Here is an 11,790-nt window from a genome sequence, read left to right on the forward strand (position 1 = left end):
TATAGAAAATGACTAAATATAGCATTTTTATTGACTAATTAGAAATTTACTAATAAAATAAAGATAGATTATTATACTTAAAATAAAGAGGAGGAAGTTTATGTTAGATTTTGATATGGATCATGATGATTTCGCCAAAATTAAAATTGTGGGCGTAGGCGGCGGTGGAAATAATGCAGTTAACAGAATGATAAATGCCGGCGTTAAGGGAGTTGAATATTTTGCATTAAATACAGATAGGCAAGCTCTTAAAAATACATTAGCTGAAAATAAAATCCAAATAGGCGAAAAAGTTACAAAGGGTCTTGGAGCAGGAGCTAATCCTGACGTTGGCGAACAAGCAGCGGAAGAATCTAAAGACGAAATCAGAGACGCTCTTGAAGGAGCAGATATGGTGTTTATTACTGCAGGAATGGGAGGCGGAACCGGAACGGGTGCTGCACCGATTGTTGCTGAAGTTGCCCAAGAACTTGGACTATTAACTGTAGGTGTTGTTACAAAACCATTTACTTTTGAAGGATTGAAGAGATCTAAATCAGCAGAACGTGGAATAAATGCATTAAAGGATAAAGTTGATACTCTTGTTATAATTCCTAACGACAGACTTCTTTCTATTTCTGATAAAAAGACAAGTTTTTCTAAAGCTTTTGAAATGGCTGATGAAATATTAAAACAAGGTATACAAGGAATATCCGATTTAATTTCTATACCAAATCTAATTAATCTTGACTTTGCCGATGTTAAGACAATTATGGAGAAAAAAGGCATAGCTCATATGGGTATAGGTATTGCAAATGGAGATGATAGAGCTACAGAAGCAGCAAAACTTGCAATTAATTCACCTCTTCTTGAAACATCAATTGAAGGAGCAAAATCAGTTTTAATTAATATAACAGCAGGAAATGATCTTGGTATTTTTGAAGTTAATGAAGCTGCAGATTTAATTAGAAATTACGTTTCCGATGATGCAAATATTATATTTGGCGCAGGAATAGATGATACATTAAAAGATAGTGTAAAAATTACAGTTATAGCAACAGAATTTGATGAAGAAGAAAATGAAGGTAAAGCAAGACCGACAATTGATAAAATAGGAAATACTGAAATTAATAGGGACAATGGAGAACTGAATATTCCTGATTTTTTGAGAAAAAGAAAATGATTGTTGATTTTTTTAAGGGTGTCATATGATACCCTTTTTTTTATATAAAGGAGATTAAAAAATGAAATGTCCATATTGTGGATATGAAGATTCAAAGGTAACTGACACAAGGCCCACAGATGAGGGAGCTATTATTAGAAGAAGAAGAGAGTGCCCAAAATGTAAATCAAGATGGACAACCTATGAAAGAATGGAAGAAACTCCCATTATAGTAATAAAAAAAGACGGAAATAGACAAAGTTTCGACAGAAGTAAAATTGAAAAGGGAATTATTAAATCTTGTGAAAAAAGACCTGTTCAAATTGATGAAATAGATAGGGCAGTAGACAATATAGAAAAGAGAATTAGAAACTCCATGAAAAGAGAAATTAGCTCCCATGAAATAGGAGAGCTTGTAATGGATGAATTAAAAGATCTTGATGAAGTAAGTTATGTGAGATTTGCTTCGGTCTATAGACAATTTAAAGATACGGAAAGTTTTTTAAATGAACTTGTAAAAATTTTGGAGAAGAAAAAAGAATGAATTTTTTTGAAATGAATCTTGAAAAACAAGTTAATAAAAGCGCCCCTCTTGCAGATAGATTAAGACCAAAAACAATTGAAGAATTTGTGGGTCAAGATGAAATAATAGGTCCAGGAAAATATATAAACAGACTTTTAAAAGCAAATAAAATTTTTTCCATTATTTTTTATGGTCCACCAGGAGTTGGAAAAACAACTCTTGCGGAGATAATAGCAAATACACTTAATATAAATTTTATAAGACTTTCAGCAGTCACCTCAAATTTAAAAGAATTAAGAGAAGCTCTGAAAGAAGCTGAAGATAATTTAAAATTTAACTCAAAAAAAACAATACTCTTCATAGATGAAATTCATAGATTTAATAAAACCCAACAAGATGGACTTTTACCTTTTGTAGAAAAAGGAATAGTTACCTTAATAGGGGCCACAACGGAAAATCCATATTTTGAAGTAAATGGAGCCCTCTTATCAAGAATGCAGGTTATAAATTTAAAGCCTTTAAAAGAAAAAGATTTGCTCATATTATTAAGCAGGGCCCTTGAAAGCGAAGATGGATTTAAAAATTTAAAAATAGAAATAAGTGAAGGGGCAAAAAGCTTTTTAATTAATAATGCAAATGGAGATGGAAGAGCTCTTTTAAATGCCCTGGAAATAGTTGTTCTCTCTACAGATTCAGATGAAAAAGGACTTATAAAAATAGATACGGAAGATGTGGAAAATTCCATTTTAAAGAAAAACGTAAAATATGATAAAAATGGAAATAACCATTACGATACAATCTCTGCATTTATAAAATCCATAAGAGGAAGTGATCCTGATGCAGGGCTATTTTACCTTGCAAAAATGCTTGATTCTGGAGAAGATCCTAAATTTATTGCAAGAAGATTAATTATTTCCGCATCGGAAGATATAGGAAATGCCGACCCTAATGCATTAAAAGTAGCAGTAAGTGCCTTTGAAGGTCTAAATATTGTAGGAATGCCTGAAGGAAGAATAATACTTGCTCAGTGCGTAACATATCTATCAAGTGCAAAAAAAAGCAATGCATCATATATGGGCATAGGCATGGCATTAGAAGATATAAAAAGAGGAAAAAACTTTGAAATACCCATGTATTTAAGAGATCCTCACAATCCCTCATTTAATAAAAATTCAAAGTATTTATATCCTCACGACTATCCAAATTCATATGTAAAGCAACAATATTTGCCCGATGAATTTAAAGAGAAAAAATATTATCAACCTAAAGATTCGGGTTATGAAAAAATTATAAAAGAAAACCTCAAAAATATAGATAAATAGACCTTTTATGCTATAATAAAATAATGATTAAGGAGGAAATTATGGTTTTAGATATTAAAGAAGTTCTTACAAACAAGGAATTAATTGATAAAGAAGTGGAAATTGAAGGTTGGATAAAAACATCAAGAGCATCAAAAAACTTTGGATTCATTGAATTAAATGATGGCTCATGTTTTAAATCAATTCAAGTTGTTTATGACAATGAACTTGAAAATTTTGAACAAGTTCAAAAATTTCAATTACCAAGTTCTTTAAAGGTAAAGGGAATAGTTGTAGAAAGTCCGGGAGCAAAACAAAATATTGAAATTCACGGAAAAAGCATTGAACTTATGGGAGTTTCAAATAATGATTATCCCCTTCAAAAGAAAAGACACACAATGGAATATTTAAGGACAAAAGCTCATTTAAGACCAAGGACAAACACCTTTAATGCAGTTTTTAGAGTCAGAAGTTTAATAGCTTTTGCAATTCATAAATTTTTCCAAGAAAATGGTTTTATATACGTTCACACTCCAGTTATTACAGGCTCTGATGCTGAAGGAGCAGGAGAAATGTTTCAGGTTACAACTTTAGATTTAAATGAAGTTCCAAAAGAAAATGGAAAAATAGATTATTCCAAAGACTTTTTCGGCAAAGAAACAAATCTTACAGTTTCTGGTCAACTTGAAGCAGAAGCCTTTGCCCATGCTTTTAAAAATGTATATACATTCGGACCTACATTTAGAGCAGAAAATTCAAACACTACAAGACATGCTGCAGAATTTTGGATGATAGAACCGGAAATGGCTTTTGCAGATTTAAATGACAATATGGAAAACGCTGAATCTATGCTTAAATATGTTATAAATTATGTTCTTGAGAATGCACCAGATGAAATGAATTTCTTTAACAGTTTTGTAGACAAAAATCTTTTAGAAAGACTTCAAAATATTGTTTCAAACGACTTTGGAAGAGTAACTTATACTGAAGCAATTGAACTACTTGAAAAATCAAAAGAAGAATTTAAATATCCTGTAAAATGGGGAATAGACCTTCAAACGGAACATGAAAGATATTTAACTGAAAAGATTTTTAAAAAGCCTATATTTGTAACAAACTATCCAAAGGAAATTAAAGCCTTTTATATGACTTTAAATGAAGACGGCAAAACTGTTGCAGCTTGCGACCTTTTAGTTCCTGGAATTGGAGAAATAATAGGTGGTTCTCAAAGAGAGCACAGACTTGATGTTTTAAAACAAAGAATTCTTGATAACGGTATGGATTTGGAAACTTATGAATGGTATTTGGATTTAAGAAGATACGGTTCAGTAATAACTTCAGGTTACGGTCTTGGATTTGAAAGAGCAGTTATGTATATAACAGGAATGGGAAATATAAGAGATGTCATTCCATTTCCAAGAACAGTAGGATCTGCAGAATTTTAAGGAGAAAAAATGAGAGAATATAATCCTTCAAAAATAGAAAAAAAATGGCAAAAATTTTGGGAAGAAAATAAAACTTTTAAAGCCCAAGATGATAGTTCAAAGAAAAAATTTTATGCTTTAGTAGAATTTCCTTATCCATCAGGACAAGGACTTCACGTTGGACACCCAAGACCTTATACAGCTCTTGATATAGTTGCAAGAAAAAGAAGACTTGAAGGTCAAAATGTTCTTTTTCCAATGGGCTGGGATGCCTTCGGTCTGCCAACGGAAAACTATGCAATAAAGCATAAAATTCATCCTGAAATTGTAACAAAAGAAAATGTAAAAAGGTTTAAAGAGCAATTACAATCAATAGGATTTTCCTTTGATTGGGATAGAGAGATAAACACAACGGATCCTGAATACTATAAATGGACTCAGTGGATATTTTTAAAATTATTGGAAAATGGTCTTGCTTATAAATCTGAAATGCCTATTAATTGGTGCCCTTCATGTAAGGTCGGTCTTGCAAATGAAGAAGTTGTAGGGGGCAAATGCGAAAGATGTGGAACAGAAGTTGTTCAAAAGGTAAAAAGCCAATGGATGCTTAAAATCACAGACTATGCTGAAAAACTAATTCAAGGATTAGATGAAGTTGATTTTATAGATAGAGTAAAATTACAACAAAAAAATTGGATTGGGAAAAGTATAGGAGCACAAGTATTTTTCAATTTAAAAAATTCGGATGAAAAAATAGAAATATTTACAACAAGACCAGACACAATTTTCGGTGCAACTTACATGGTTCTTTCACCGGAACATCCAATTGTAAAAAATCATAAAGAGCAGATCGAAAATTATGAAGAAGTAGAAAAATATGTAAATGAAGTATCCAAAAAAAGCGACTTTGAAAGAAGCGAGTTAAATACTAATAAAACGGGAGTGGAACTAAAAGGACTAAAAGCTATTAATCCTTTAACCAATGAAGAAATACCTATATGGATTTCAGATTATGTCCTTATGTCCTACGGAACAGGAGCAATTATGGCAGTTCCTGGTCATGACACAAGAGATCATGAGTTTGCAAAAAAATTTGGTTTAAAAATAGTTAAAGTAATAGATGGTCCTGATGTTGATGAAAAGCCAAACATTGAAACATCTGAAGGAAAACTTGTAAATTCAGGATTTTTAAATGGTTTAAGTGTAAAAGAAGCAATGGAAAAAATAATTGCTTGGCTTGAAGAAAATAATATTGGAGCAAAAAAGACTAATTATAAATTAAGAGATTGGGTATTTTCAAGACAAAGGTATTGGGGAGAACCAATTCCTGTAGTTTACTGTGAAAAACACGGCTGGGTAGGAATTGATGAAAATGAACTTCCTTTAAAATTACCTAAAGTTGAAGATTATGAGCCATCTCACGATGGAGAATCACCCTTATCAAAAATGACTGATTGGGTAAATACAACTTGTCCAATTTGTGGCGGACCAGCAAAAAGAGAAACAGATACAATGCCTAACTGGGCAGGAAGCTCATGGTATTATCTTCGTTATATAGATCCTCACAATAAAAAAGAATTTGCAGATCAAAACAAATTAAAATATTGGTTAAATGTTGATTGGTATAACGGAGGAATGGAACACACAACTCTTCACTTATTGTACTCCAGATTTTGGCACAGATTTTTATACGACTTAGGACTTGTCCCAACAAAAGAACCCTATCAAAAGAGAACTTCTCACGGAATGATTCTTGGTAAAAACGGAGAAAAGATGTCCAAATCAAGAGGTAATGTAGTAAATCCTGATGATGTTGTAAAAGAATTTGGAGCAGATACTTTAAGAACCTATGAAATGTTTATAGGAGATTTCGAAAAATCAGCACCTTGGAGTGAAGAAGGTGTTAAAGGATGCAGAAGATTTCTTGAAAGAGTTTATAAAGCATTTGAATTAGTTGATGAAAATCTTAAAGAAAGTAAACTTGAACAATCAATTCACAAAACAATAAAAAAAGTTTCCTTTGACTATGAAAATTTAAAATACAACACGGCAATAGCTTCCCTTATGTCACTTTTAAACGAATTCTATGATGCAGGAAAAATAACAAAAGAAGATTATAAAATATTTTTAATTTTGTTAAATCCCGTAGCTCCACATATAACAGAAGAACTTTGGGAAGAAGGAAAATTCGGCGGATATATCCATGAACAAAAATGGCCAGAATACGAAGAAGAAAAAACAATTTCTTCAATCATAGAAATGCCTGTACAATTTAATGGTAAAGTAAGATTCACCATAGAAATAAATAGACAAGCAGATAAAGAAGAAGTTTTAAAAATTGCAAGAGAAAACGAAAACTATAAGACCTGGACGGAAAATAAAAAAATAGTAAAAGAAATTTATGTTCCGGGAAAAATACTAAATATAGTAGTTAAATAGAAATAAAAAAAGAAAAACTCATCTGTAAAAAGGTGAGTTTTTTTATTTTGCAAAAAAAGCTATATAAAAAATGATGTGATATAATAATTTCATAGAATCCAATACGAAAAAAGAGGTTAATATGACTATAGGATTTTCAGAATTTTTAGGAGAAGTTTTTACAAACCCTATTTTATTAATAACAATCATTTTAATAATAGGCGGGATGGTAGTAAACGGAATTACAGACGCATCAAACGCAATAGTAACTTGCGTTTCAACAAGAGCGATAAATGTTGACTATGCCATAGCCATAGCAGGATTTATGAACTTTTTAGGAGTTCTCACAATAATGATGTCAAACACAAGAGTGGAAAAAACAATTTACGGTTTAGTAAACTTTGGGAATAAAAGTGATATTGTTTTTATTGGAATAATCTCAGCCCTAATATCAGTAATTATTTGGTCTATAGGGGCCTGGCATTTTGACATACCAAGCTCCGAATCCCACGCCCTGGTATCAGGACTTATAGGGTCGAGTCTTGCAGTATCAGGATTTGCAGGAATAGGAATAAAAGAATTTTTAAAAGTTTTTATAGGATTTTTTCTCGCAATTATTTTGAGTTTTTTATTTGGATACTTAATAGTAAATATAATAAAAAAATTTTGTAAGAATAAAGACAGAAGAAAACTTCAGGAACCCTTTAAAAAAGCTCAAATATTTTCAGGAGCCTTTCTTGCCTTTATGAACGGAGTCCAAAATGGACAAAAATATTTGGGAGTTCTTTTCATAGTTCTATCAGCCTTTAAAGACAAAGAAATCATAAATAAAATACCCATATACCTACTTTTAATATTCGGTCTTGCAATGGGACTTGGAACAGCAATAGGGGGCAAAAAAATTATAAAATCAATAGGAATGAATCTTGTAAGGATTGAAAACTTTGAAGGTTTTTCCTCCGACATGGGAGGGTCTCTTGCAATCTTAGGAGCAAGTATTTTTGGACTTCCAGTATCCACAACTCACGCCTCTACAAGCGCTCTAATGGGAGTGGGGGCATCAAAAAGATTTTCAAATGTTAACTGGTCATTTGTTTTTAAAATGATAATAACTTGGTTTTTAACTTTTCCAGTTAATATATTCCTGGGATTTTTATTTACAAAACTTATCTTAATAATATGGTGATAATATGGAAAAAATAGAATTTAATTATTTTAAAATACTAAGAGAAATGGTAGAAGGATCCATGGCGGCGGCAACCCTTTTAAATGAAATACTAAATGATTATAAGCCTTCAGAATTAATAGCCAGAATGAGCGAGATGCACGAAATAGAACATTCAAACGACGGCCTAATTCATATAACCCAAAGTCATTTAATAAAAGAATTTTTAACTCCTATAGATAGAGAAGACATACAAGTTCTCATTGAAGAACTGGACGAGCCTACAGACTCAATAGAAGACGTTTTGTTTGCCCTTTATATGTATAACATTCATGAAATAAAACCGGAAGCTTTAAAATTTTCCCAATTAATTTGTAGTGCAACAGACGCGCTTTATGAAGCAATAATTGAATTTCAAAACTACAATAAAAACTCAGAAATTAGAGATAAAATTATAGAAGTAAACAGACTTGAAGAAGAAGGAGATAACCTCCACCTAAATGCTATAAGAAACCTTTATATTAAAGAAAAAGATGCAAAAGAACTTTTAATTTGGACAAGAACCTTTGACAAATTGGAAAGATGTTTGGACGACATTGAAAAATCAGCAAATCTTTTGCAATCAATAATATTAAAAAACTTTTAAAAAAATATAAAAAGAGACTTAAAAATTTTAAGTCTTTTTTTAAAATATTTAAAAAAAATGGTAAAAAATCTTTTGATTTGTTATTGGATAAAAAATAATTAAAAATTAACTTCATATGGGAAAGGTTTTAAAAGGGCCTGTTAAATCAAAGGAATTTAAAATAAATTATAAGTATATTTTACAAAACCTTGTTATAAATCCTGTGTAAAGGTATAATTAATTTATAATTTGAGGTGAAATATGAAAATTGCTATAATCCTTGCGGCAGGCGAAGGAACAAGGATGAAATCAAACCTTCCAAAAGTAATGCATAAAGTGGGAGGTTTTTCTCTTGTAGACCATGTAATCAATTCTTGTTCAGATAAAGTTGATAAAATTATTTTAGTTTTAGGTCATAAAAAAGAAATTGTAAAAGAACATTTTAAAAACAGTAATATTACTATTGTAGAACAACCTATAGGTGGAGAAAATCCTTATGGGACAGGTTTTGCAGTTCTTTGTGCAAAAGATGAGTTTAAAGATGAGGATTCGGTTCTTATTTTAAATGGAGATACTCCACTTATTGAAGCTAAGACCATTGAGGATTTTTTAACTTATCATAAAAAAAATAATTTTGATTGCAGCGTTTTGTCCGCCCATTTGGAAAATCCCAAGGGCTACGGAAGAATAATAAGACATGGAGATCAAGTTTTAAAAATCGTTGAGGAAAAAGATGCTGATGATTCCGAAAAGCAAATAAAAGAAATTAATTCTGGTATTTTTGCTTTTAAGGGTGGTTTACTAAAGGAATATTTAGGAAAATTAAATACAAATAATGCTCAAGGAGAGCTATATTTAACTGATGTTTTAGGAAACTTAAAAAAAGATAATAAAAATGTAGGCGCCTATACTATTTATGATGAAATTCAGATCCTTGGAGTTAATTCCAGAAGACAATTATGTGAACTTCAAAAAATTCTTAATGAAAAAATAATTAATTTTCATCTTGATAATGGTGTTACCTTTATAGATCCTAAGTCAAGTTATGTTGAAAAGAATGTTAAAATATCTAAGGATACAATTATATTCCCAGGAGTTTACTTAGAAGGAAATACTGTAATTGGAGAAAATGTAATAATTAGAGGAAACACCAGAATTGTAGATTCTACTATAGGTGATAATGTGGAAATAGAATCATCTCTTATTGAAAGTTCTATTGTTTCAAATGGAGTTAAAATAGGTCCATTTTCTCATTTAAGACCAAATTCAAATATTGGTGATAATTGTAAAATAGGAAATTTCGTTGAAATAAAAAATTCAAGTTTAGGAAAGGGCACAAAAGCTTCCCATCTGGCATATGTTGGAGATGCAGATGTTGGGAAAAATGTAAATATAGGTTGTGGTGCTATTTTCGTCAATTATGACGGCAAAAATAAATTCAGAACAATTGTTGGCGATAACGCTTTTATAGGCAGCAATTCAAACTTAGTGGCTCCTCTTGTTGTGGAAGATTATGGCTATGTTGCAGCAGGCTCCACTATTACAAAGAAAGTTTCTAAGGGAGAACTTGCTCTTGAAAGATCAAAGCAATTGAGCTTTAAGGATTGGGTTGAAAAGAAAGGTTTATTAGGAGGAAAAGAATGAATTCATGTAATGGACACTTAGGTAAAATACAAATTTTTACTGGTAATTCCAACCGCGAACTTGTACAAAAGATTTGCGAAAATTTAGGCATTGAAATGGCTAAATGCGAAGTTAAAAAATTTTCAGATGGAGAAATTCAACTTGATATTGGGGAAACTGCAAGAGGAAAAGATGTTTACATCATTCAATCAACTTCAAGTCCTGTAAATGATAATTTAATGGAACTTTTAATTTTACTTGATGCTCTTAAACGTGCTTCTGCCGGTCGAATTAATGTTGTTATACCTTACTATGGATATGCAAGACAAGATAGGAAGACTAAGGCGAGAGAGCCTATAACTTCTAAATTAGTAGCAGACCTTTTAGAAACTGCAGGAGCTGACAGAGTGGTTGCCATGGATTTACATGCCGGACAAATTCAAGGTTATTTTAATATTCCCGTTGATCATCTTTCAGCAATACCTTATCTATCAAATTATTTTGAAAAGATAGTAAAGGACTCAAGTGAAGATTTTGTAGTTGTTTCTCCAGACCTGGGAGGAGTAACTCGTGCAAGAACTTTTGCCAATAGATTGAATCTTCCTATTGCAATTATTGAAAAGAGAAGACCTAAGCCTAATGTTTCTGAAGTAATGAATATTATAGGAGATATTGAAGGAAAGGATTGTATTTTAATTGATGATATAGTTGACACTGCAGGAACTATTTGCCAAGCTGCCAAAGCTCTAAAAGACAATGGGGCAAAAAAAGTTTACGGTTGTGCAACTCATGCAGTTCTTTCCGGTCCTGCTTATGATAGGATTGAATCTTCTGTAATGGAAGAATTTGTAGTTACGGATACAATTAAGGTAGGGGAAGATAAATTAAAGGGAAAGTTAAGTCAAATAAGCGTCGCTCCAATTTTTGCCTCTGCTATAAGAAGAATAAATGCCAATACATCTGTAAGTCAGATGTTTGATAAATAATGCATATAATAGTAGGTCTTGGAAATCCCGGCAATAGATATGAAAATACAAGACATAATATGGGATTTTTAACTATAGACAGATTGGCAAAAAAATATAATGTAAGAGTTGATAAAATAAAATTTAAATCTTTAATAGGTGAATTTTATCTAAACGGTGAAAAGATTATACTTGTAAAGCCTCAAACTTTTATGAATAATAGTGGAGAGGCAGTAAGAGAAGTTATGAACTTTTACAAGGAGGACATAAAAAATCTTTTAGTTGTAGTTGATGACATAGATATTGAATTTGCAACAATTAAGATTAAGAAAAAAGGATCAGCAGGCACTCATAATGGCCTCAAATCAATTATTTATCAGCTCCAATCAGATGAATTTCCAAGACTTAAAATCGGAGTCGGAAAAAATAATTTACCTGATTTAGCGGATTTTGTTTTATCAGGATTTGCAGAAAATGAAAAAAAATCTATAAGAGAAACTATTGACTCTGCTGTAGAAGCAATTACAACTTACATTGTAAATGGAATTGATACGGCAATGAATAATTTTAATAACAAGCTGTCTAAATGACAGCTTTTTTGTGGT

At 31.3% G+C, this 11,790-nt stretch carries 10 protein-coding genes; all 10 read left to right on the top strand.

Annotated features, from left to right (window positions below; genetic code table 11):
* Nucleotides 1-100: 100 nt before the first annotated feature.
* The 10 genes from ftsZ to pth all read left to right on the top strand — a co-directional run bounded on the left by ftsZ (nt 101) and on the right by pth (nt 11,775).
* On the top strand, nt 101-1,162 hold the full coding sequence (ftsZ, locus tag J2S72_RS00255; protein WP_023054810.1) for a cell division protein FtsZ: 1,062 nt from the start codon (nt 101-103) through the stop codon (nt 1,160-1,162).
* Nucleotides 1,163-1,223: 61 nt separating this feature from the next.
* On the top strand, nt 1,224-1,685 hold the full coding sequence (nrdR, locus tag J2S72_RS00260) for a transcriptional regulator NrdR (protein WP_023054798.1): 462 nt from the start codon (nt 1,224-1,226) through the stop codon (nt 1,683-1,685).
* Entirely contained in the window at nt 1,682-2,986 is a 1,305-nt protein-coding gene (locus tag J2S72_RS00265) for a replication-associated recombination protein A (protein ID WP_307494807.1), read from the top strand. The genes nrdR and J2S72_RS00265 overlap by 4 nt, the downstream gene beginning before the upstream one ends.
* A gap of 41 nt (nt 2,987-3,027) precedes the next feature.
* A complete protein-coding gene (gene asnS / locus J2S72_RS00270; RefSeq protein WP_023054768.1) occupies nt 3,028-4,410 on the top strand; it encodes an asparagine--tRNA ligase in 1,383 nt (460 codons plus the stop codon).
* Between the two features lie 9 nt (nt 4,411-4,419).
* Nucleotides 4,420-6,828: a leucine--tRNA ligase gene (leuS, locus tag J2S72_RS00275; RefSeq protein ID WP_023054809.1), complete on the top strand. Its 2,409-nt coding sequence runs from the start codon at nt 4,420-4,422 to the stop codon at nt 6,826-6,828.
* A gap of 121 nt (nt 6,829-6,949) precedes the next feature.
* Nucleotides 6,950-7,993, top strand: coding sequence for an inorganic phosphate transporter (locus J2S72_RS00280; RefSeq protein ID WP_307494808.1), 1,044 nt, complete (start codon nt 6,950-6,952; stop codon nt 7,991-7,993).
* Between the two features lie 4 nt (nt 7,994-7,997).
* Complete coding sequence (locus J2S72_RS00285; protein ID WP_307494809.1) at nt 7,998-8,618, top strand: DUF47 domain-containing protein; 621 nt, start codon at nt 7,998-8,000, stop codon at nt 8,616-8,618.
* A gap of 240 nt (nt 8,619-8,858) precedes the next feature.
* Nucleotides 8,859-10,241, top strand: coding sequence for a bifunctional UDP-N-acetylglucosamine diphosphorylase/glucosamine-1-phosphate N-acetyltransferase GlmU (glmU, locus tag J2S72_RS00290; protein WP_307494810.1), 1,383 nt, complete (start codon nt 8,859-8,861; stop codon nt 10,239-10,241).
* Nucleotides 10,238-11,206, top strand: a complete 969-nt coding sequence (locus tag J2S72_RS00295; protein ID WP_307494811.1) for a ribose-phosphate diphosphokinase — start codon at nt 10,238-10,240, stop codon at nt 11,204-11,206. The genes glmU and J2S72_RS00295 overlap by 4 nt, the downstream gene beginning before the upstream one ends.
* On the top strand, nt 11,206-11,775 hold the full coding sequence (pth, locus tag J2S72_RS00300; protein ID WP_307494812.1) for an aminoacyl-tRNA hydrolase: 570 nt from the start codon (nt 11,206-11,208) through the stop codon (nt 11,773-11,775). The genes J2S72_RS00295 and pth overlap by 1 nt, the downstream gene beginning before the upstream one ends.
* Nucleotides 11,776-11,790: the final 15 nt, after the last annotated feature.

The sequence above is a fragment of the Peptoniphilus koenoeneniae genome, assembly GCF_030812875.1.
Classification (GTDB): Bacteria; Bacillota; Clostridia; order Tissierellales; family Peptoniphilaceae; genus Peptoniphilus_B; species Peptoniphilus_B koenoeneniae.